Source organism: Psychrobacter sp. CX18 (genome assembly GCF_057396215.1).
Genome location: NZ_JBXYJH010000007.1, coordinates 65817 through 87738 on the forward strand (window position 1 = coordinate 65817; position 21922 = coordinate 87738).

Annotated in this window: 20 protein-coding genes; 13 read left to right on the forward strand and 7 right to left on the reverse strand. The window is 39.6% G+C overall.

Features of this window, described 5'->3' with window-relative positions; genetic code table 11:
* The first annotated feature begins 103 nt into the window (after nt 1–103).
* On the forward strand, nt 104–1543 hold the full coding sequence (locus tag AC2SLT_RS07385) for a pyridoxal phosphate-dependent decarboxylase family protein (RefSeq protein ID WP_486547010.1): 1440 nt from the start codon (nt 104–106) through the stop codon (nt 1541–1543).
* Between the two features lie 201 nt (nt 1544–1744).
* On the opposite strand, the gene ssb is transcribed toward AC2SLT_RS07385, so the two are convergent.
* Nucleotides 1745–2335: a single-stranded DNA-binding protein gene (ssb, locus tag AC2SLT_RS07390; RefSeq protein ID WP_486547011.1), complete on the reverse strand. Its 591-nt coding sequence runs from the start codon at nt 2333–2335 to the stop codon at nt 1745–1747.
* A 119-nt stretch (nt 2336–2454) separates the two neighbouring features.
* Complete coding sequence (locus AC2SLT_RS07395; protein WP_486547012.1) at nt 2455–3819, reverse strand: MFS transporter; 1365 nt, start codon at nt 3817–3819, stop codon at nt 2455–2457.
* Nucleotides 3820–4622: 803 nt separating this feature from the next.
* Between AC2SLT_RS07395 and uvrA the strand changes: the two genes are divergently transcribed.
* A complete protein-coding gene (gene uvrA / locus AC2SLT_RS07400; protein ID WP_486547013.1) occupies nt 4623–7595 on the forward strand; it encodes an excinuclease ABC subunit UvrA in 2973 nt (990 codons plus the stop codon).
* 383 nt (nt 7596–7978) lie between these two features.
* Here the strand turns inward: uvrA and AC2SLT_RS07405 are convergent, their stop codons facing one another.
* Complete coding sequence (locus AC2SLT_RS07405) at nt 7979–9661, reverse strand: tetratricopeptide repeat protein (protein WP_486547014.1); 1683 nt, start codon at nt 9659–9661, stop codon at nt 7979–7981.
* 197 nt (nt 9662–9858) lie between these two features.
* Nucleotides 9859–10359 (reverse strand): REP-associated tyrosine transposase, encoded by a 501-nt coding sequence (locus AC2SLT_RS07410; protein WP_486547015.1) that lies wholly within the window; start codon nt 10357–10359, stop codon nt 9859–9861.
* Nucleotides 10360–10503: 144 nt separating this feature from the next.
* Between AC2SLT_RS07410 and AC2SLT_RS07415 the strand changes: the two genes are divergently transcribed.
* From AC2SLT_RS07415 to AC2SLT_RS07425, 3 genes are all read left to right on the forward strand, one after another.
* The gene (locus AC2SLT_RS07415) at nt 10504–10914 is read left to right on the forward strand and encodes a hypothetical protein (protein ID WP_486547016.1); all 411 of its coding nucleotides are present in this window, start codon (nt 10504–10506) and stop codon (nt 10912–10914) included.
* A 42-nt stretch (nt 10915–10956) separates the two neighbouring features.
* Nucleotides 10957–11202, forward strand: a complete 246-nt coding sequence (locus AC2SLT_RS07420; RefSeq protein WP_486547017.1) for a hypothetical protein — start codon at nt 10957–10959, stop codon at nt 11200–11202.
* Between the two features lie 241 nt (nt 11203–11443).
* Nucleotides 11444–12154 carry a hypothetical protein gene (locus AC2SLT_RS07425; RefSeq protein ID WP_486547018.1) on the forward strand — a complete coding sequence of 237 codons (711 nt, stop codon included), beginning with the start codon at nt 11444–11446 and terminating at the stop codon, nt 12152–12154.
* A 48-nt stretch (nt 12155–12202) separates the two neighbouring features.
* On the opposite strand, the gene AC2SLT_RS07430 is transcribed toward AC2SLT_RS07425, so the two are convergent.
* Nucleotides 12203–12715 (reverse strand): SMI1/KNR4 family protein, encoded by a 513-nt coding sequence (locus tag AC2SLT_RS07430; RefSeq protein WP_486547019.1) that lies wholly within the window; start codon nt 12713–12715, stop codon nt 12203–12205.
* A gap of 448 nt (nt 12716–13163) precedes the next feature.
* Between AC2SLT_RS07430 and AC2SLT_RS07435 the strand changes: the two genes are divergently transcribed.
* From AC2SLT_RS07435 to gorA, 6 genes are all read left to right on the forward strand, one after another.
* Nucleotides 13164–13904: a hypothetical protein gene (locus AC2SLT_RS07435; protein WP_486547020.1), complete on the forward strand. Its 741-nt coding sequence runs from the start codon at nt 13164–13166 to the stop codon at nt 13902–13904.
* 158 nt (nt 13905–14062) lie between these two features.
* A complete protein-coding gene (locus AC2SLT_RS07440) occupies nt 14063–14647 on the forward strand; it encodes a Panacea domain-containing protein (RefSeq protein ID WP_486547021.1) in 585 nt (194 codons plus the stop codon).
* A 6-nt stretch (nt 14648–14653) separates the two neighbouring features.
* Nucleotides 14654–15028: a hypothetical protein gene (locus tag AC2SLT_RS07445; protein ID WP_486547022.1), complete on the forward strand. Its 375-nt coding sequence runs from the start codon at nt 14654–14656 to the stop codon at nt 15026–15028.
* A 683-nt stretch (nt 15029–15711) separates the two neighbouring features.
* A complete protein-coding gene (locus AC2SLT_RS07450) occupies nt 15712–16725 on the forward strand; it encodes a DUF368 domain-containing protein (protein WP_486547023.1) in 1014 nt (337 codons plus the stop codon).
* Between the two features lie 287 nt (nt 16726–17012).
* Nucleotides 17013–17612 carry a hypothetical protein gene (locus AC2SLT_RS07455; RefSeq protein ID WP_486547024.1) on the forward strand — a complete coding sequence of 200 codons (600 nt, stop codon included), beginning with the start codon at nt 17013–17015 and terminating at the stop codon, nt 17610–17612.
* Between the two features lie 211 nt (nt 17613–17823).
* Complete coding sequence (gene gorA, locus AC2SLT_RS07460) at nt 17824–19191, forward strand: glutathione-disulfide reductase (protein ID WP_486547025.1); 1368 nt, start codon at nt 17824–17826, stop codon at nt 19189–19191.
* A 116-nt stretch (nt 19192–19307) separates the two neighbouring features.
* On the opposite strand, the gene smpB is transcribed toward gorA, so the two are convergent.
* The gene (gene smpB / locus AC2SLT_RS07465) at nt 19308–19784 is read right to left on the reverse strand and encodes an SsrA-binding protein SmpB (RefSeq protein ID WP_486547026.1); all 477 of its coding nucleotides are present in this window, start codon (nt 19782–19784) and stop codon (nt 19308–19310) included.
* 467 nt (nt 19785–20251) lie between these two features.
* On the opposite strand from smpB, the gene coaD reads away from it, so the two are divergent.
* Together coaD and AC2SLT_RS07475 are read left to right on the forward strand one after the other, a co-directional pair.
* Nucleotides 20252–20761 carry a pantetheine-phosphate adenylyltransferase gene (gene coaD, locus AC2SLT_RS07470; protein ID WP_486547027.1) on the forward strand — a complete coding sequence of 170 codons (510 nt, stop codon included), beginning with the start codon at nt 20252–20254 and terminating at the stop codon, nt 20759–20761.
* Nucleotides 20762–20815: 54 nt separating this feature from the next.
* Nucleotides 20816–21067 carry a YfhL family 4Fe-4S dicluster ferredoxin gene (locus AC2SLT_RS07475; protein WP_486547028.1) on the forward strand — a complete coding sequence of 84 codons (252 nt, stop codon included), beginning with the start codon at nt 20816–20818 and terminating at the stop codon, nt 21065–21067.
* 440 nt (nt 21068–21507) lie between these two features.
* On the opposite strand, the gene AC2SLT_RS07480 is transcribed toward AC2SLT_RS07475, so the two are convergent.
* Nucleotides 21508–21885, reverse strand: a complete 378-nt coding sequence (locus tag AC2SLT_RS07480) for a hypothetical protein (protein ID WP_486547029.1) — start codon at nt 21883–21885, stop codon at nt 21508–21510.
* Between the last annotated feature and the right edge of the window lie 37 nt (nt 21886–21922).

Here is a 21922-nt window from a genome sequence, read left to right on the forward strand (position 1 = left end):
AAGCTGTCAATCGTAAGCGATCGTTTGAATCAATAATAACGGCAATATCAATGATAATTATCATAATTATGACTAAACATAACTATAATAAGAGGCAATATAAATGACTGAACCCAATAATAATTCAATTCTATTTCAATGGGCAGAAGCGGAAAAAACTCTAAAAAAATTCATGCCCATCATGGTTGCAGAGCAGGCCAATGTTGCCAACACTGACATCCTCAACCCTTTGCCTAAAGAAAAACAAGACGCCATCAAAAACATCCCCTTCCTTGAAGAGTCGCGTTCTGCAGATGACGTTTTACAGGATATGCATGATCTGATTTATAAATATCGCACCAAGCAAAACAACCCAAGATTTTTCTCTTTTATTCCCTTAGCCTTATCTCCCATATCTGTGGTTGGCGATGCGATTAATGCTTTTTATTCGCCTTATGGTGGTAGCCATACGCTGAGTCAGGGCATGGCCATTGCTGAAAAAAGACTGCTTAACTGGATGGGTGAGCAAATTGGTTACCCCGTCAAAGAACTTGGCGGATTGTTTGTCTCTGGTGGTTCAATGGCAAACTTAACCGGCTCCATTGTGGCTCGAGATGAGAAGCTGAAAGATGAGGAATTCGGTAAAGGCACCGTTTACGTCTCAGACCAAACCCACTCATCCGTGGCAAAAGGCATCCGTGTCATGGGTATCCCTAAAGCCAATATCCGCAAAGTCAAAACCAATGAGCGCTTTCAAATCATCCCAGATGACTTAAGAGCGCAAATCGAACAAGACAAAAAAGATGGCTTTATTCCCTTCTTAATCGTAGGTACTTGCGGTACCACCAATACAGGCTCTATTGATCCGTTACACAAGTTGGCAGACATTAGTGAAGCCTACAATACTTGGCTACACATCGATGGTGCCTATGGTGCGAGCGCTATACTATCTTCTCATCGTGAGCTGTTAGATGGGATTGAGCGTAGTGACTCAGTGAGCTGGGACGGTCATAAATGGCTATTTCAATCATATGGCTGCGCTACTGTCATCTGTAAAGACCGTCAAGCTATGTCACGTACCTTTATGGAAAATCCAGAATATTTAACCGACATTCAATCAGATGATGCTAATATTAACTTTTGGGATATGGGGATTGAATTAACGGCGCCTGCTCGTGGTATGCGCCTTTGGTACACCCTACAACGAGTAGGTCTTAAAGAGATGAGACGAGCCATTGATAAAGGCTTTGAAAATGCAGAATATTTTGAGCAGTTATTCCGTGCTGAAGACTACTTTGAGATTGTCTCGCCTGCTCAGTTAGGTATTGTTAATATAAGATATTATGACGACCGCCATACTGAAGAAGAGATTAATGAGATTAACCATAAATTGTCCGAAATGGCAGAACAAAGAAATCAGTCTGTGTATTTTACAACCATGTTGAATAAAAAAATTGTTTTAAGATTCTGTGCTATCAATCCTTTATTAACCAAACAAGATATTGAAGATGTGGTGAATAATATAAAAAGCGATATTGCATCGCTTGGTTTGCTTGAACAATAATATAGTCGTAGGCAAACTAAAGAGCGACAGCGTTAACCTCACTAAGCCTACTAGAGTAGTACTTGCGCTCGGTTGCCTTGTATCTCATTTAGTTGCTTATGACTATAGGTTTGATTGAAACATCTTTCTATTCAATATCGACAAAAAAAGAGCCTATATTTAATATAGGCTCTTTTCAATGTAATCCATATATTCTAAGATTTAAAACGGGATATCATCATCCTTTGGTGTATCCGTCATGCCGCCCGCAGGTGTGGTAGTTTGATTGTTAAACGCAGGCGTTTGTGGTTGAGCGGCAGGAGAGCTTTGCGGCGCAAAAGTATTTTGATTATTATTGGCAGGTGCTTGATTGCCATAAGATGAATCATTGTTGCCGCCTTGATTACCATACGACTGACCACCTTGATTTTGAGCCCCGCCTTGAGGTGCAAAGTTATTTGGTGCCGTTTGATTACCACCCGCACTATCAAGCATTTGCAATTGGTCAGCGCGTATTTCAGTGATATAACGGTCTTGACCGCTCTGGTCTTGCCACTTACGAGTACGTAAGCTACCTTCGATATAGACTTTACTGCCTTTACGCAAGTATTGAGCCGCAATCTCACCCAAGCGATTAAATAGCACGATACGATGCCATTCTGTGGCTTCACGTTTCTCGCCCGTCTGTTTGTCAGTCCATTGCTCAGACGTTGCCACTGAAATATTGGTCACGCTTCCGCCATTACTGAATTGACGGGCTTCTGGATCAGCGCCTAAATTACCCACAATAATTACTTTATTGACACCACGCATAACATTTCCTTTTTAAAGTTTCGTCTATAGAATTGCCTATCATTCACATAAATAATCAATTTGACAATTTATAATCATTAAGCTTTTGTACTTTTGCAGTCACTGTACAGAATTTTCAATCAAATATCTAGCCTAGTTTCCGTTAGTTGCGACAACATCTGTCGTGAGTCCTCAGTAAGTTTTAATTTATTAAACTTTAAGTACGCCACGCCATCCTTTGGCATCACGACTATCTCATCAATCCCATCAATATTCATAATTTGTTGCGACCAACTTTGGATATCTGCCTGTTCAGGAATCGCTAAGGTGGTACTGGTCAAATATGGGGGCTGCGAGATTGGGAATATTAATATCAAAGCAACCGCCATCACTGCGCCAAGGATACCCCAAGACAACAGAGTCCCTTGATTCAATAGCATACCGCCCAACGCACCGCCAAAGAATGCCCCTAAAAACTGACTGGATGAATTAATGCCCATCGCCGTTGCTTTATTAGCAACCGGTGCTTTTTTAGATATCCAAGACGGTATCGTTGCTTCAAGTAAGTTAAAGCCGATGAAATATAACCCTAGTCCCACGATCAAGCCCACACTTAACTGACTGCCGAGCGCCAAACAGACAAACGCTAGTACAATCACCATTAATGCTGCTAAAAATATCTGACGCATTTTACGCTTTTTTTCAGCGATGATAATAAACGGTATAGCGATGGCAAAGCCAATGAATAAGAGCGGCAAATACACCATCCCTTGTTGACGAACGGTTAAATCTAGTACATCAGCTAACTGCTGTGGCACGATCACAAAGATTGCAGTCATAGTCAGGTGTAGCGCAAAAATACCGATGTGCAATCGATTTAGATCGCCAATTTTCAGCACTTCTTTAAGCTGTTCTTTGATCGATTGATTGGCTAAATTATGCTTCAAAACACGTAGCGGCGTCGGTACGATAAACAACAGCATCATTGCCAATACGGCAAACAGTGTAGTCAACCAAAATAGACCCGATATCCCCAGACTTGCCACCATAATCGGTCCAATGGCAAATGACAACATAATAGAAGTCGCAATGGTCAGACCCATTGTTGCCATGGCTTTGGTGCGAACTTGCTCTCGAGTCACATCCGCTAATAGCGCCATCAATACCGCAGATACTGCCCCACTCCCTGCCAGCGCTCGACCAATAATCACTTGATAAATACTGTCTGCGGTCGCAGCCACCACACCACCGATAGCAAATAATAGCAGACCTAACAATATCATTGGCTTACGTGGAAACTTATCAGCAGCCATGCTCATTGGAATTTGGAAAATCGCCTGCCCTAGCCCGTAAATACCGACGGCTAAGCCAATTAATAGCGGCGTCGCCTGAGCATAATTATGACCGTAGACTGAAAACACTGGCACTATCATAAATAGACCAATCATACGCAGTGCAAAAATACCACCTATACCTGCAATAGCTCGTTTTTCGATGCTATTCATATTGCTCCCACTTAATGATACACCTAAAGCTTTATTCTACACCTACTGAACCACGACGTCATTATAATGGTTTCAATATAAGTATGGGCAGTGACAGACGACGGATTTTTAGTAATTATAGTCAAAGAAGTCTAAAATGGTTACAAGGCAACCGAGTGCAATTAGCAAATAATTTAGCAAGCAATACGGGAGTCAGCTTAACGAGGTTAACACTGTAACCGTTTAGTAGTTCGTTAACTATACATATTATTGGACCCAAACCGCCCCTTATAAGTTGCAAAAATAGGAGCCAAGAGGGTGAGCCTGCTAATGATTGCTTTAAGCTCAGTACTTGAATTATAGGGATAACAGACCCATAAATAGTCTAACGCATTGACACATTTATTAAACCGACTACTTATACAACTGATATATATTTGAGCGCCTAAATCGGCTATTCTACTCCAATTACTCTATTTTATTTAGGGGTTGTCTATTTTAGTGCTCGTTTAATTTAGAGCATATCTAATTGAGTCATTATGGATTATTAAATATCGAACTTAAATGCAGACTCCTGAAGTACGAACAACGACAAGTAATCAGCGCTAGATAATAAAACTCATACTGCTATCTTGAATAATTTTACTGTTCTAGGACAGACCCTAATAATATTAAACGACTCAATCAACTTAATTTATATCTTAAAATAGCTTAATTATTTTTTAGCCATTTATATTTTGCAACCATCTTATTAACCTGTTTTTATTACCACCATTTAACTACTCACTACATTTATTACCATCTTTTAATGACAAAGGCTCTATATGGCACACGAACATATTAAAATTCGCGGCGCACGTACTCACAATTTAAAAAACATCAACATTGATATTCCACGTGATAAGTTTGTGGTAATTACTGGGCTTTCTGGTTCCGGTAAGTCCTCTCTTGCATTTGATACGCTCTATGCAGAAGGTCAACGCCGTTACGTTGAAAGCTTATCAGCGTATGCCCGCCAGTTTTTATCGCAAATGGACAAGCCTGAAGTGGATAGCATCGAAGGCTTATCACCTGCGATTGCCATTGAGCAAAAGTCGACCAACCACAACCCCCGTTCAACGGTCGGTACCATTACCGAGATTTACGATTATCTGCGTTTATTATACGCCCGAGTGGGCACACCTTATTGCCCAGTGCATGACTTACCGATGGTGGCACAAACCATCACCGAAATGGTCGATGACATCATGGCGTTGCCTGAAGACACTAAGCTGATGATATTAGCGCCTGTGGTGCGTGACCGCAAAGGGGAACATATCGTACTGCTTGAGCAGCTAGTGGGACAAGGTTTTGTGCGCGTGCGGGTCGATGGTAACGTCTATGATATGGATGAGCTGCCTGCCCTTGAGAAAAATAAAAAACATACGATTGAGGTGGTGGTTGACCGTTTTAAAGTGCGTGATGATTTAGGTAACCGTGTTGCTGAGAGCTTAGAGACCGCATTGCGTCTTGGTGGCGACTTAGCGATTTTGCACTATATGGACGGTAACCCAAACCCAGACGCGTCCAATCAAGATAGCGACGACCAAGTATTATCCGCCAAGCACTCTTGCCCAATTTGTGACCGTGCGGTATCGGAACTTGAGCCTCGCCTATTTAGTTTTAACAATCCTTACGGCGCTTGCCCTGCCTGTGACGGCCTTGGCAAACGTCAATATTTTGCGGCTGAAAAGCTGGTGACCAATCCTGAGAAATCTTTAAATCAAGGGGCGATCAATGGTTGGGACAGACGCCATGCCTATTACTTTGGTTTGCTTAATACGGTAGCCAAGCACTTTGATATCGACATGGACATACCATGGCAAGAGATTTCAAAAGAACACCGAGACATCATCTTAAACGGCTCAGGTAAAGAGAAGATCCAATTTAACTTTACCGATGAGCGTGGTCGTAAAACCAAAAAGACCACCCCATTCGAAGGGGTACTGCCCTACCTTGAGCGCCGCTATGCAAAGACGCAAAGTAACTTTGTGCGTGATGAATTGGCAAAATATTTAGCCGATACTACCTGTAACGTCTGTGATGGCGCCCGCCTAAACGAGATAGCCCGTAACGTGCGGGTGGACGGTCGCGGTATTGCTGACATTGTGCAGCTGTCTATTGGCGATGCGGCAAACTATTATAGCGATCTGCACATGGGCGGTGCCAAAGGAGAGGTCAGTGACAAGATTTTCAAAGAGATTAACGAGCGTCTGAATTTCTTAGTCAGTGTCGGGCTTGATTATCTTAATCTTGCTCGCTCTGCCGAGACGCTATCAGGCGGTGAAGCTCAGCGTATCCGTCTTGCCAGCCAAATCGGTGCAGGCTTGATGGGCGTCATGTATGTGCTTGATGAGCCCTCTATCGGTCTGCATCAACGGGATAACGACCGTCTGCTACAGACCCTTGTGCGTCTACGTGATCTTGGCAATACCGTGTTGGTCGTTGAGCACGATGAAGATGCCATTCGCCAAGCCGATCATGTGATTGATATCGGTGTCGGTGCTGGCGTACATGGCGGTCATGTCATCGCTGAGGGCACCATGCAAGACATTATGGACGTCGATGAGTCATTAACCGGTCAATACTTGTCAGGTAAAAAGAAAATCGATATCCCTAAAACCCGTCATAAAGCCAAAACCATCGATCTCAATAATCCGCCTGAAAAAGCACGTATTATGCCAATGGGTAAAGCCAAAGCGGCGGCAGCTAAAAAAGCAGCTAAAAATGCAAAACCCAAGCCCAAAAAGATAGTGCCAATGCAGATTGAGCTAAAAGGCGCCTCAGGTAACAACCTGCAAGATGTAAATCTCACCATTCCTATCGGCACCTTTACCTGTATTACCGGTGTATCAGGCTCAGGTAAATCCACCTTGATTAACCGTACCCTGATGCCCTTGGCCGCCACCCAATTAAACAACGCATCGACCTTAGTGCCCGATAAATACGACAGTATCACTGGGCTTGAATATCTCGATAAAATGGTCGATATTGACCAGAGTCCAATTGGGCGTACCCCCCGGTCTAACCCAGCGACCTATACGGGCGTATTTACCCCCATTCGTGATTTATTCTCGCAAACCCAAGAGGCCAAAGCGCGTGGTTATAAAGCAGGTCGCTTTAGCTTCAATGTCAAAGGCGGTCGCTGTGAGACCTGTCAGGGCGATGGCCTAATTAAAGTTGAAATGCACTTCTTACCGGATATGTACGTGCCCTGTGACAGCTGTCATGGCAAGCGTTATAACCGTGAGACGCTTGAGATACATTACAAAGGTAAGAGCATCGCTGAAGTATTGGACATGACAGTAGAAGATGCGACTGAATTCTTCTCAGCCATTCCGCCGATTCATCGTCGGCTACAAGCATTAGTGGATGTTGGTTTAAGCTATATCCGCTTGGGTCAGTCTGCCCCGACATTATCGGGTGGTGAAGCCCAGCGTGTTAAGCTGGCTCGTGAGCTTGCCAAACGCGATACCGGTCAGACGCTCTATATCTTGGATGAGCCAACCACTGGCTTGCATTTCCACGATATTTATAAGCTACTTAATATTCTTCATGCACTGCGGGACAAGGGTAATACCATTATCGTTATTGAGCATAACCTAGACGTCATTAAGACTGCCGACTGGATTATCGACTTAGGTCCTGAAGGCGGTAAGAATGGTGGCATGATTATCGCGGAAGGAACGCCTGAAGAAGTTGCTGAAAATAAAGCCTCGTTTACAGGAGCGTTTTTGAAGCCGATGCTTGCGGGTTAAAATCCAATTTCATAATTAGATAATGATACAAAGGCTATTCACAATGAATAGCCTTTTTTTTGCGTTGGGATTGTTGGTTTTACGAACAGATATCATGTGTAGGGTGTCGCCATGCGCACCAATAAAACGAGCTAGAAATATATCAAACTGTAAAATATCTTAAGACTTAACGATATTAAAAAGTAAAGTTGGAGCTATTCCTGCCAACCGCTTGTATCTACTGGTCTAGGCGGAGCGGGGACTAAGACTAGATGAGTTCCATCATCCAAGCGACCACCTCTAGCCAAAGTCCCCGCAATCCGCCCAGATCAGTAGGATACCGCTCATGTCAGGGCTAGCGGTAACATCGAGTTCTTGTTGATATTTAAAGTAGCCGTACACTTTTAAGTATGCCGATAGGGAAGATTAGATAGTTCGATTTTGACATTAGTATCACTTAATAATTTAGCGAGATATGGCTGGTAGTGAGTCGCAGCAGGTGCAATATAAATTTTATCTAAGTTTGACTTAACATTAGGTTCGTATTCAATATATAAAGCACTACCAAAATCCATCATCACTTCTAGGCTACTGATAGATGTAATGTATATCATTCGACATTCCTGCTCCTCTTGGAAAGCAGAGTGTTTAATTAAGTACTTTAAGGGTAATAGAATTTTATTAATGAGCTCGACATTTTCTTTAAAAGCTTCAGGATTATTGTTTTTTAGCTCTTGATAAGTTGTAGTTAGCTCTTCTAGTGCTTCAGAAACTTCATCTGTTGTATCATTAATAAATTTTTTATAGCCTTTCCATTTATCTTCAGCTACTTTTTTATCAAGAAATTCTCTATAAAAAGTAATCTCATTTCTTTGTGCTAATTGCACATATCTAGACTCAGGTTCAACATAAACACATCGCATTATGTGCAAACTAGATACTTTACCATCTGAATTAACTTCATGAGGTTGTACTTCTACTTCATCCTCAATATTTGAGGTAGTAAATTGATTGTGGTTACTTATACTTAAATAGCTGGGTAAAAAATCAATTCCGTTAGATAAACTGTCAGGATTAAAAAAACTCGACTTAAAAACTAGGCTAACACCAGATGCTTCCAAATTATCTTGTTTTCCGTATAAGCGAAACTGATTAAGACTATTATGGTTAAATGTAAAACAACCTACAAAAGCTTGAAAACGCTCATCAAAATTTTGAGAATAATTTACTTCACCACCATATCTATTAAGATAATGATCTAATACATGTCCTTCACTAGGATCATTAACATTATTAATAGTATTTAAACGCAGTGAGCCACCTTTATTATTTATAGCATTATAATTCAATAAAATATTGGCTACGTCTGTTGTTGTATAATGAGCAAGCTTTCTTTCTAAAGAATCTTCAAAAGTAATAGTTAGTTTTTGTAGTATTTGACGTACTTTATCAAAGATATGTTCTAAGAATTTTCCTGTCTTAAACGTATTAGAATCAAGTAAGAGCTCACATATCTTTGAATAGCAGTAAGCTTCGTAATGGTAATGATTACTAGCATTTTCAAAGCATTTTTTTGCAATATTAATCTTGTTTGTATCATTGAGATTAATAATCTTTGTACCAACATAGTAATGTGCTTTTGAGAAAAATTCTAGATTATCTGAGATACTAATATTTTTTAAATGCAAAATGCACTTATCCAACTGCCCCCTCAAACTATATAAAATAATTATTGCATATTGAGCTTCAGTATAGACTTCACGAGAATAGCTTTTTTTAATATTCTCAAATAGTTTAATAGAATCATCTATATCTTCTAACTTCAGACCACCCTTTTTTTCAGCAATATTTAACTTAGCTATATATAGCAGAGCTTTAGCATATAACTCCTTTTCATCACTTAGATTAATATTCTGAAAGTACACTTTAGATTCATGAAATTCCTGGACATTATAAAATATTTGCCCTAATTCTAGTTGAGATTTAGCAAAGCCTTCACCACCATCTTTTTCACGAGTCACTTTCTGCAATTCTTTAATCTTTGCTATTGTTTCCTCATCCAGTCCCTTAAAAATATCATGACTCATGCTCTACTCTCCAATCTATTTTAAAAACTCAGCTCGTAGGTTGGGCGGAGGCAACGACACCGAACACCATGCAATTTAATTCAACCAATAATATGCTGGATCTCGTACCTCGACGCCAACCTACTAACCCTTATCAAATTTGTGCACGATCCGTAGGTTGGGTGGAGTTTGCGACACCCAACAAATGAATCAATATATCAAACCAATCCGCCCCAATTTATATCAACTAAACCATTATTAACATACCGATGAAACGATGAATATTGCCAATCTTTAACCTGCGTCACATAACCGTGCTTAACGAGGTTCTTATGAATATAATCAACATGAGCACGATAATCTGCATCATCACGAATGCAGTGTCCCCAGAATCGACGTTGCCAAATACCCCGCTCTCCCTTGCGTAATCGACTTTTTGAAATATGCTCCGTCTTTTTAATATGGTACGAAAAATAATACTTAATCAATTTAATACGCTTAGAAAAATCATCATCGTCTGGTGGCATCGTACATAACAGATGCACATGGTCAGGCAAAATAACAACGGCATCAATATAAAAAGGGTGTTTTTGCCTAACGGTTTGAAAGGCTTGGCGCAATATATCAATATCAGCTATTAACAAGTCGCTAGACCTATCTTGCAAAACAATCGTAAAAAAGTAAGTCGCACCTTGTTGATAGTATCGCCGATATTGCATAATGACTTATAAATAATGAACGTCATTGGATTGTAGATGAGTGTTTTAAGCATAGTAAATGTTACGTTATAGATATTAAATGTTGGGTCTCGTACCTCGACGCCAACCTGCCTGATACATATATGAGAAATCTACAAGGTTGACGTGGCGCTTGAAAAATTCATATTTTCTAAATTTAATATAGAGGTTAACATGGGCCCTGATAGAAGTGATGGCACTATAATTGAGATTGATAACACTTTAGCAAAAGCTTATATTCAAGACAGTTATGAAGATACAGTTTTTGAAGCTGACTTGCCTAAATATAACGGTGAAATTCAGTTATCGGTTGGCACTAAAGTAGAGTACTTTAAACTTTATTATTCACAGCCTACTGCTCATTTATTAGGTACGTCTAAAGAATTCGAACAAAACTATTCTAATATTCATTCTAAGAATGTACAGTTTACACCTAATACATTTAAACAGATAGTTTATGAAGGAAGATTTAGATACTGCTTTTATATCGGATGTATTTTATTAGGAATGATTATCGGACTCTTTGATTGGTTTTAACGATAATCCAGTCTGTATATAATTTTATACTAGGATAGTTTAATGCAAAACCAACAGATAAATAGCTGTAGAATATGTGGTTATAGCAATGATGAGTTTATGCCTTGGAGTAATGATGGTAAATATCCAATGTTTGAAATTTGTCCTTGCTGCGGTATAGAATCTGGATACGAAGATATTTCATCAGACTCAATAGACTATAATAGACAGAAATGGATAACATCGCAAAAATATAAGTCAGATATGAAATATAAAATACAGCTTGAAAAAATACTGACGCAGACATAATTGTACGGTGCACTCTTACCAATCAGAAGAACTCACCACCTCCCTATCTTAAATAAACTCTCATCTAATATCCCGAGCCTGAAACCTCAACTACCTGCTGGATATTGTTCTCAATTTGATTAGATTCTGATTCAAACTAGTGAAAATGTCAGGGTTAACGCTCATGTATACATTACTGCCTCCTTTTTAAGTGATACTTTTGTTATATTAGCCTTAGATTTCAACTAAAAAAGTAATAAAAATGAGTATACACGTACTACAAACGATGCAATGGTCAAAGCTTAATTGGGATGCCTCTTGGCAACCTATTATTGATGTTGAGATAATACTGCCTTGTACGGGTATACACTATAAAGTTACCTTTGAGCCTAACGAAGAAGATAACGTAAAAGAAGGTTTGAGTTATATTTTATGGCGCCCACCTCATTCAGAACTAAACGGGTGGGCAGATAAAAGACCATCAGAAATTCTTCAATCCCATATAATACAAGGTCAGTTAACTCATGTTAAGACAGACTACTTTACTCGTAAATCGACGGCTATTTTCGAAGTCTATCAAACTAATAACTTAATTAATTTTTTCGAACGCGTGCCTTTAGAGCCTCACTATGCCAACTCCTGCTCTTCTATTGAGCACAATAAATTACTATATGACTGGACACAACTGGATGTTATAAAAAAAGCCGTTATCAAAGATTATATTTACTTAAATGGACAGTATGGAGAAACTACGCTCGAGGCTATATTATCCTATCTTGACAATCGCTTATACCTGCACTATGAAGCAATATTGCATCATACAGCGTCATATACCACAAATATCACTAAATATATACTTAGCCCTGTAGAGCACCTTCATTTTGAAAAGTTAATAGCTAAGGCTTATGAAATACACGACAACTCCTTAGATCAACTTGAACCTAATCAAGTTTTTGGCGCAGAATATTGGTAAGAATGGATTGATTAAAGCCTACTTCATCTGACAATAAGGCTTAAAACATTACAACCTATCTAGATAATCCCAAGTCGAATAGTCAAAATCCTTCATCTTACTTAATAAGTCCTGCAGCCATTCTGCTAAAGAATCGAAGATAACTTTTACATCTTCATCCCAGCCATCTTGAATAACTATTTGACCAAAATTCTCTTTTGAAATATCAATGCAGGTAGCATCACCCGACCCATTATCAGTAAATGGAACCCAAATCTTCCTCCATCTTTGTTCTTCAATGTCTCCATAATCAAGTTGCCCACTTAACTCCTCATACCATTCAATAATCTCTTCTATAGGCATCAAAATCTCATGCGTTTCAATATGGAAGGCTACATAAGGAGACCGTTTTTGTCCGTTATGCCACCTATAGAAAGTTTTAAACGCTTCAGGTAGCTTAGAACCTATGACGGCTTCTAGCGCTTCAAAATTAGACTCTGTCGCTGGCGGGTTAAGCGTTTTAATGAATTGCGGTATTTTTTCTTCTATCACAGTCTCTATTTGTTTAAGTGTTTGTTGCATAGCTTTTTCCTCATAAATTAAATGTAGCTTTGAAACTAAGAAGCTGCATCTTGATAATTTAACACTTCAAACTGATTTAACAACCTGTAAGCAATACGCAAGGCGTAGTAATTAAGGTAAGTATTAAAACAGGCTTCAAAAAGGTATGACGAAAATTAGGATGTAGCATTTTATATTTTCCTTTATCAAGGATAAGAAAGCAAAAATTAGGTTTGTGCAATTAATCTTATAGCCTTTTGTTCAAAAAAAATACTACCCCTGCTCTTATTCTATTCAAACAATTGTAATAGTTAGTTAACCCTTAAAGACTATCCCCTACGTTTAAAACCTATCTTAAATACTTTCCAAAATAAGACCAGCTTAAAATAATGAAATAAAGACAACATTATTAATTAAATGTTAAGGTTGAGTTAAACACCTACATAGAACAATGAGAAAAGACCCAACCATGACCAACACAATTCACAAACAAAGGCTTAAACTCGTTACAAAAAGCGTAGCATTAACACTAATTGGATCAATTGGCATCAGTTCGCCTAGCTATGCAAACTCAGAAAACACTAACTTGTCATCAAGTTTTGACAAAGATAGACCCTCACTAGCTGACGTTTACTCACCTGAGATGTTAGCTGCCTATAAGGGTTTTCAAGCAGATGCAGACATTATTCGGCTTCAACAGCTTAAATATTGGGTTAATTTAATTGAAACCTATCACGATAAGACAGGACACTACCCTCTACAAACCTCTGATAATCAGACCACAACAGTCTTCATCGCCACACCTAGACAAAAACAATATACCTATCAATTACCCGGATCTGAATACGTCGATATAAAGCAATTTGTTGATGACTTAGAATCAGGTCTTGGATACAGTATTGAAGAGCGTTATGACCCGCAGTACGCACCAGATGCTAAACCCAACTATTATATTTATATGCTTGATAGGGGCGATTATTTCTTTGCCATTCACACCCATCAAGATTATTCATTTAGTCGACCAGTAGCAACCGACTATAATAAGGTTGAGGTTTCTAATCATTATTCTCGATATACACCCAAAATCTTGACCTCAAGTATGTTGTTTGAATCAACAGCGTATCAAAAGGCTGCCACTAAGCCCATCCAGAACCCCGAATTTTTTAATAATCGAGAAGCTCTAACTTTGCACGCAACTAAATCTGAATAGTAACTAGGTCGGGTGGAGTTTACGACACCCAACAAATATAATTTTTTCAAACAGTTATCATTGACAAACTGCGTTTAGCCAAAACTTACAATAGGAGCATCTTTCTTTGATATAATTAAGCTCAGATAACGACATTCACTATAATTGAAGGAGGCATAATGAAAACAGCATATCAAATTGCACTGTTCTTTTTACATCATGCCTACAATGGTGAAAAGGACCAAATATCTAATGTTAAATTGCAAAAACTACTTTATTATGCCCAAGGTTACACTTTAGCGCTTTTAGATAAACCTTTATTTGATGAGACTATTCAATGCTGGACACATGGTCCTGTGGTTAAAAGCGTCTATCATCAGTTTAAAACCTTTGGCAAAAATCCAATAAAGCCTACTGAAGATTTTGATTTAAGTATTTTTAATGATTATGAAATTGCAATATTAACTCGTGTCGCAAATGAATATGGTCAATACTCTGCTTTGAAATTACGTGATATGACCCATAATGAGGAACCATGGCGTCATGCTTATGATACTCAGATGACGGTAATACCCAATATAGAGATTCAACAATATTTTAAGAAGCAGTTATCTACCTCAAACCCAACCAGCTCGATAATTAGCGATGACCTTCATGCCTATCATTATGACGTCAATGCCATGCAAGAATCCATCGATAGTGGCTCAATACCAGTACCAACCTTTGATACAGGTGAAGATTTCATAGCTTGGTTAAACGCATAAAGTATTATGCAAGTAAACCTATCCCCTACGTTTAAAACCTATCTTAAAAACTTTCCACAATCAGACCAGCTAAAAATAGCCAGCTTTATCAGCCATGTAAAAAAACATGGCTTACATTCGTTAGAAGGTAGAAATAAATCATCAGATAATGTCCCTACTGACGATCCACAATGGATTTATAAAGTTAAGCAAGCTCAAAAATATAACCTTTGGCACTATCACATCGGTATCCCAACTTATTCTGGAGTTTTTGGCGATAAGACCAGTGAGTATGTCTTACATTACATGCTAGATACTGATAGTGACTGTATCACCCTTATTTATATGTCACCACATCCTCCATTTGAATTGCCTAACGAAAAATACTTAGTACGAGATTAACGAGAAAGATTTGACCCGCCAATAAACCGACCACCAAAAAATTTGATGTTATCAATTTCAGTGGCAGTCAGGCAGGCTTTGCCAGGTTGGTGTTAGCGAAGCGTAACCCACCAAATAGATTTAGTAATGCTCTCATAATAATAGCCAAAACTTAAGACGTGGGTTTCGCTTCGCTACACCACACGCTACATATTCTGCATTCTATAGTGTACGTTGAATTATAGAATGATTATTTTTCTTACCGTAATACATAAAAAGCTAGATTACGTTTTTTCTAAACGGCTTTGTAGTTTGAAAATCTTCACTCCCCTTACCTAGATGTTGAAAAAGTGAATGCAAAGGTAAGAACTCTTTAAATAAAGCACTGCTTTGCCCATTCGCACGATATCAGCTTTTGTGCGAGGGTGAGAGCGGTTTAAACAAAGCACTGCTTTATCCGCTCGCAAGACAAAGGCTATGCCTGCGTGAAGCCGAGCTAACTCATTAAAGAATAATTGCCTATGAAACGCATATTTCTAAGCCTTTAAAGCACTCAAATCTTGAGGCCATGCTTTTTATCTTTTGCTGTTGTCTCTTGATAATTTTTAACTGTTTTCATATATTTTTCGCAAAGACTATTTGCCGTAATCCCTGCCTGCCTGATAAGATGACGACCTTTAAACCAGAACTTGAAAGGAATGTCGATGACGGCATCACACTCACCTCGGTCCCCTCAAAAAGAAGCGGTCTCGCAATCGCGACAGTCCAACATAAAACACGACCTCCCTGAGCATCAAAATGACAGTCCGAAACAGTTGTTGGGCGTCTATTTTAAAGGTATGGCAATGGGCTCAGCCGATATTGTGCCAGGGGTATCAGGCGGTACCATAGCGCTTATCGCAGGTATTTATGAACGCTTAATCAATGCGCTCGGAAGCATTGGGCCAAGCTTATGGCACGTGTATCGTGAGCAGGGCGGCATTAAGGGGTTGCTTGCTGTATGGCGCGCAGTCGATGCGACGTTTTTATTGTGTTTGCTATTGGGTATCGCAACGAGCTTTATTACCTTGGCAGGTACGATTAAGCACCTTTTAGACACTCAGCCATTATTTATCTGGTCATTTTTCTTCGGATTAGTCATCGCCACTGTGGTAATACTATTAAAAGAGATTAAGCACTGGAATGTGACACGAGGTGCACTCTTTGTCCTCGGCATCATTGTGGCAGTTGGTATAAGCAGTATGCCATTAATGACAACAGATCCAAGCTTGCCTTATATTTTTTTCGCCGGCGCAATTGCCATATGTGCGATGATATTGCCTGGTATTTCGGGGTCGTTTATTCTGTTATTGCTAGGCGTCTATCAGGCTGTCCTTGAGGCAGTACATACTTTCAATCTTAGCGTCATCGTGACGTTAATGGCAGGTATGATAACGGGGCTATTGTTGTTTACCCGTGCACTCAAGTGGCTTTTGTCTCGCTATTATCAAGGGACTCTGGCACTGTTAACGGGTTTTATTGCTGGCTCATTGGTGAAGGTCTGGCCGTGGAAGGTGGATGCGTTGGGGACATTAAGTAGCGAGGCGATTCACAACGTGGCGCCGTGGCACTATCCAACTGGTGCGCAGTGGGTAGTGACGTTGGGCTTAATGGTGCTTGGAGCGGTGATGGTGTCTGCGTTGTCTTGGTGGGGATTGAAAAGTAAGGGGACTAAATAGACGGGTGCGGTTTGGCTTGCTATTTGAATTGCTATTTGAATTGCTATTTGAATAGATACTTAAATGGCTGCACAGCCGACAACGAATGAAAAATGAGTTATTTCTTTTGATATTTTTCTTTACCAGTCTCTAAGAAGAGTTTATATGCCATTCAACCTGCTTATTTATAAACCATAACCTTCAATATTATCTAAATACTATTTAAAGACTTATTAGCTGTTTTTATGAGTTTCTGTTAGGCTTGATTTAACCCTTATAAATCTGTTTAACGTGACTCAGAGTCTGACATGCTTACCAAATTACTAACGATAAAACACTGGCAACTTTTTTTAATGATTTTTGTCATACCGACGCTATGTCAGATTTGCGCCTTTAGCATGATATTCTCAGCGCAAAATGTCAACGACGATTTATCAAAGTCTCTTTTTAACGCTATATTGGTGAGTATTCTAAGTACCTCTTTAATATCGCATATGATTTATATGATGTGGATATGGGCAATAGCGACCAAAATTCATCGAAAACTCCCTTTATATCTTCATCTCGATTTGGTTAAATTCAAATTAACTGCCATCATAACCATTATACTATTCTGCTTACTCCTATCGATCATGGCCATGCTATTTGCTACTATTTATGGATATCCCTTGTATGATGGTATATTCAATATAATACCCGTGATATTCGTGGTTGAATGGTTGATGCTGTTTTCGATCATTTATGTGTTCTACTTTACAGGTAAAATCATTACATTGGCGGAAATGAAAACTGAGGTCGGACTAAAGAGCTATATTGGGAATAGTATTCTGTTAGGATTATTTCCTATTGGCGTTTGGATACTTCAGCCTAAGCTCAATAAACTAATGCAAAGTCCAGACTTAGGCTAATTGTAGCCTCAATTTTTCGACGGTTATTTTCAGTTTTTTTTGTTCTTTTTTTTCAAGCGCTTAGGTTCATTTGATTGCCTGAAACTCATCTGGTTTGGAATAGGTTTTTTAAAACCAGATACCTTTGAAGACGGATGATCAAATAGACCCTAATATTGGGGTTTTTTAATATTCTTTATACTAGTACTCTAATAACTAAAAAGGTTTAACAATGACAAGACATTATGATTATATTGCAATTGGTGGTGGTAGCGGCGGTATCGCCTCACTCAATCGGGCGGCAAGTTACGGCAAAAAGTGTGCCATTATCGAAGCCAATCACTTAGGCGGTACCTGTGTCAACTTAGGCTGTGTACCCAAAAAGGTGATGTGGTATGGCGCGCAAGTTGCTGAGGCGATGCATAAGTATGCGCCCGATTATGGGTTTGATGTGGATGTTAAAGGGTTTGACTTTAGCAAGCTCGTAGCAACCCGTCAAAAATATATTGGCAATATCCACCGCTCTTATGAGACCAATCTAGGTAAGAATAACGTTGAGGTGATTCACGGCTTTGCTAAATTTGTCGATGCTAAAACAGTCGAGGTCAATGGCGAGTATATTACTGCTGACCATATTTTGATTGCGACCGGTGGACACCCTATCCTACCGGATATCAAAGGTGCTGAGTATGGTATTGATTCAGATGGGTTCTTTGCTTTAGACCAGTTACCACAGCGAGTAGCAATCGTCGGTGCAGGCTATGTGGCGGTTGAGATAGCGGGTGTGCTACGTAGCTTAGGCTCAGAGGTTGATTTATACGTGCGCCAACATAGCCCGTTACGTCAATTTGATCATGATATCGTCAATGTGTTAATTGAAGAGATGGACAAGGAAGGTATTACTATACATACCTATGCAACGCCCACTGAAATCATTAAAAATGAGGATGGCACTTTAACAATCTGTCTGGAAGATAGGAAGCACAATGGGCATCAAAAAACGGTAGATTGTCTAATCTGGGCAGTGGGACGTGCACCCTCAACTGATAATATCAACTTAGAAGTGACGGGAGTTAAGACCAACGCCATTGGTAAAATTAAAGTCGATAAGTATCAAAATACCAATGTCGAAGGCATCTATGCGGTGGGGGATATTATTGAAAACAGTATCGATTTAACGCCTGTTGCCATTGCTGCTGGTCGACGCTTGTCAGAACGTCTGTTTAATAATAAACCTAATGAACATCTGGACTATAACTTGGTGCCGACGGTTATCTTTACCCACCCGCCAATTGGGACTATTGGATTGTCCGAGATGCAAGCCATCGCCCAACATGGTAAAGAAAATATCAAATGCTATATGTCGACGTTCACCCCGATGTACAGTGCCGTGACCCAGCACCGTCAAAAGTGCCGCATGAAATTAGTATGTCTAGGAGAGGATGAAAAAGTCATCGGATTGCATGGGATTGGCTTTGGGGTAGATGAGATGATCCAAGGCTTTGCGGTCGCTATTAAGATGGGTGCCACCAAAGCGGACTTTGATAATACAGTCGCCATTCATCCGACAGGTTCTGAAGAATATGTGACAATGCTTTAAAGCTAAATTTAGCCATTAGTCGCTTAGAATTTAAAGCAAAGTCGAGTTAGTAGACAGATATAAGAAAAGCCATTCTGCAAGGAATGGCTTTTTAGTATAAATTATTAAGAAAGCATCTAATCCAAATGCTGTTTAAAACCACGCTGCTGATCGCGCTCCCAATCTCTATCTTTGAGTGTCTTACGCTTATCGTGAAGCTTCTTACCTTTGGCTAAGCCAATTTTGCACTTCACTAGCGAGTTTTTCCAATAGACTTCTAACGGCACACAGGCATAGCCTTTTTGATTGACCGCACCGAATAAGGTATCAATCTCTTTACGATGAAGCAATAGCTTTCGGGTACGAATACTGTCTGGATCAACGTGTGTCGAGCTTGATAATAGTGCCTGAATGTGGGCACCAAACAAAAAGGCTTCGTTATTTCTAAATACCACGTAAGATTCGGTGATACTCATCTTGCCGGCACGGATCGCTTTCACTTCCCAACCTTGAAGCTCTAATCCTGCTTCAAACGTCTCTTCAATAAAATACTCATGCCGCGCTTTTTTATTCGCCGCAATTTGATTGGAGGGCTTTCTGTTCTTTTTCGCCATAATATTGTCTCTCTAAAGGCAAAGTGGCTTTTATTCTGCCACTTGTCGTACGTGTCCCTAATCTCATTTAGTTGCCTACGACTATAGATATATGTCGTACTGAGTTAGGTCGAACTGTTAGTATAACAAATTAATCCCTACGACTATTTCATCTGTTTGTAATAACCCCACTATGATATTTGAAATTATGAGGTTTCAAAGTTGGAAAGTTAGCGAGGAAGTTAGTAACTTATTCGCTTAGTCATATTCTTAGGTTAGTAACTTAGTTCACTCATAACCATAATAAACGTTAATGAACGTTAAGCTAATTGTATTGGCTAAACGCGATAAAATAAGAGACGTAAAGTAGCAGGCTAATAGCTCAACACAATAACTCGACATAAGTATGGTTAATGACCTTACTTGCATCGTCAAAATTTGTTACGATAGGCGCTTATATCTCTTAATCATTATCTCGGCCTACCACCATGACAAAAACCTCTTCTTTATATACTAAAATCATTTATCCAGGTACGTTTGACCCCATTACCAACGGTCACCGTGATTTAATTTTGCGCGCGGTTAAATTGTTTGACGAGGTGGTGATTGCCGTGGCATTGGGTCATCACAAAAAACCCATGTTTAGCTTTGAGGAGCGGGTTGAATTGGTGGAGACGGTATTTGCTGACTTACCGCAAGTATCTGTGGTTGGCTTTGAGGGACTATTGGTAGAGTTTATGCGAGAGCAAAAAGCGACTGCGGTCTTGCGTGGTCTACGCGCGATGTCAGACTTTGAGTATGAATTTCAGCTGGCCAATATGAACCGTGAGCTTGATGAGGATTTTGAGGCAGTATTTTTGACCCCTGCCCCGCAATATTCTTTTATCTCATCCACGATGATTCGTGAGATTGCCAAACTTGATGGGGATGTGGATAAATTTGTGCCGCTATGTGTACAAAAAGCATTTGACGATAAGCGGGCGAATGATTGGCAATAGGTGCATAATAGCCTATAGGGTTAATAGTATGTTTCACTGGGTTAGGAGTTTGCAATGGCGTTAATGATTACTGATGAATGCATCAACTGTGATGTTTGCGAGCCTGTTTGCCCAAATGATGCCATCTATGAGGGTGAGGAAATCTATGAGATAAATCCTGACTTGTGCACCGAATGCGTGGGTCATTTTGATGAACCTCAATGCGTACAGATTTGCCCGATTGATTGTATTCCTCAAGACCCCAATCATCCTGAAACTGAATCTGACTTAATGTCGAAGTATAAGCGGATTACGGGAAAGGAGTAGCTTCTAGCTGTCTGCTACTTTAAAAATTAGCAAAATAAATGAGCCCTAAGTCTTTAAAAGACTTAGGGCTTTTTATTGCCATGCGATTAATAAGGCTAGAATGATTGGTCTGAATTAATGAGCATTTATAAGATAATGAGCTCTGCCTTAGGTGCGGTTTAGCCTCGATTGAAGCGGATATACTTGGTAAAGTACTGGGCTGCGAGCGCTTGGTAAGTGGCGGTATCGCCGAGCAGGAACGACACTTATCAATTGTGCTCGCCCCAGTACTAGCCAAGATAGTAGCGAAAAGCGAGAGGAGCTCCAGTGGCTATCATTACATTGACAATTAATATAGCGCTTATTATGCCAATAGTTATCGTTTCAATATCTTCATACTATATATCAGTGCTTTCATATCAGTGCTTACGCTATTTTATTTTTAACCATAGCTTAAAGTCTTAAGATTTTGTGCGAGACATAATATAGGGCAAGGCGGATATCGCCATCAATAGACAATATAAACCCAGTCCTAATCCGTAGTCGTCAAGATAATTGTAGGTATAGGGGAAGTTTTTGAAAAACTCGTACGTGAGTATCACGATTCCTAATAATGGGAACAGTAATGCGATTAATGAATGGGTAAAGGCTACTTTTTGGGACTTGTATTCGCCTTTTAGATGCAATAGCGTGCTGGCGATAAGATGAATGAGAAAAAACGGGACGATGACCAGCCAAAAGAAGTTGATACTCATGCTTGAGGAATGCCAACCGGCATAAGCGGGACTGGTTATTAAGCCTATTAATAAAGTCGATATAAGAGTGATAGGATTTAGCATAGGATTAACCACTTAATAGTGCACTAGATACTCTTGT

What these genes read in the sequence shown, in the direction of transcription:
- coaD (WP_486547027.1), top strand. Translation starts at nt 20,252, where the DNA reads ATGACAAAAACCTCTTCTTTATATACTAAAATCATTTATCCAGGTACG.
- AC2SLT_RS07480 (WP_486547029.1), bottom strand. Translation starts at nt 21,885, where the DNA reads ATGCTAAATCCTATCACTCTTATATCGACTTTATTAATAGGCTTAATA.
- AC2SLT_RS07475 (WP_486547028.1), top strand. Translation starts at nt 20,816, where the DNA reads ATGGCGTTAATGATTACTGATGAATGCATCAACTGTGATGTTTGCGAG.
- AC2SLT_RS07445 (WP_486547022.1), top strand. Translation starts at nt 14,654, where the DNA reads ATGCAAGTAAACCTATCCCCTACGTTTAAAACCTATCTTAAAAACTTT.
- AC2SLT_RS07435 (WP_486547020.1), top strand. Translation starts at nt 13,164, where the DNA reads ATGACCAACACAATTCACAAACAAAGGCTTAAACTCGTTACAAAAAGC.
- gorA (WP_486547025.1), top strand. Translation starts at nt 17,824, where the DNA reads ATGACAAGACATTATGATTATATTGCAATTGGTGGTGGTAGCGGCGGT.
- AC2SLT_RS07430 (WP_486547019.1), bottom strand. Translation starts at nt 12,715, where the DNA reads ATGCAACAAACACTTAAACAAATAGAGACTGTGATAGAAGAAAAAATA.
- AC2SLT_RS07425 (WP_486547018.1), top strand. Translation starts at nt 11,444, where the DNA reads ATGAGTATACACGTACTACAAACGATGCAATGGTCAAAGCTTAATTGG.
- AC2SLT_RS07410 (WP_486547015.1), bottom strand. Translation starts at nt 10,359, where the DNA reads ATGCAATATCGGCGATACTATCAACAAGGTGCGACTTACTTTTTTACG.
- AC2SLT_RS07385 (WP_486547010.1), top strand. Translation starts at nt 104, where the DNA reads ATGACTGAACCCAATAATAATTCAATTCTATTTCAATGGGCAGAAGCG.
- AC2SLT_RS07395 (WP_486547012.1), bottom strand. Translation starts at nt 3,819, where the DNA reads ATGAATAGCATCGAAAAACGAGCTATTGCAGGTATAGGTGGTATTTTT.
- uvrA (WP_486547013.1), top strand. Translation starts at nt 4,623, where the DNA reads ATGGCACACGAACATATTAAAATTCGCGGCGCACGTACTCACAATTTA.
- AC2SLT_RS07405 (WP_486547014.1), bottom strand. Translation starts at nt 9,661, where the DNA reads ATGAGTCATGATATTTTTAAGGGACTGGATGAGGAAACAATAGCAAAG.
- AC2SLT_RS07440 (WP_486547021.1), top strand. Translation starts at nt 14,063, where the DNA reads ATGAAAACAGCATATCAAATTGCACTGTTCTTTTTACATCATGCCTAC.
- AC2SLT_RS07420 (WP_486547017.1), top strand. Translation starts at nt 10,957, where the DNA reads ATGCAAAACCAACAGATAAATAGCTGTAGAATATGTGGTTATAGCAAT.
- AC2SLT_RS07455 (WP_486547024.1), top strand. Translation starts at nt 17,013, where the DNA reads ATGCTTACCAAATTACTAACGATAAAACACTGGCAACTTTTTTTAATG.
- ssb (WP_486547011.1), bottom strand. Translation starts at nt 2,335, where the DNA reads ATGCGTGGTGTCAATAAAGTAATTATTGTGGGTAATTTAGGCGCTGAT.
- smpB (WP_486547026.1), bottom strand. Translation starts at nt 19,784, where the DNA reads ATGGCGAAAAAGAACAGAAAGCCCTCCAATCAAATTGCGGCGAATAAA.
- AC2SLT_RS07450 (WP_486547023.1), top strand. Translation starts at nt 15,712, where the DNA reads ATGACGGCATCACACTCACCTCGGTCCCCTCAAAAAGAAGCGGTCTCG.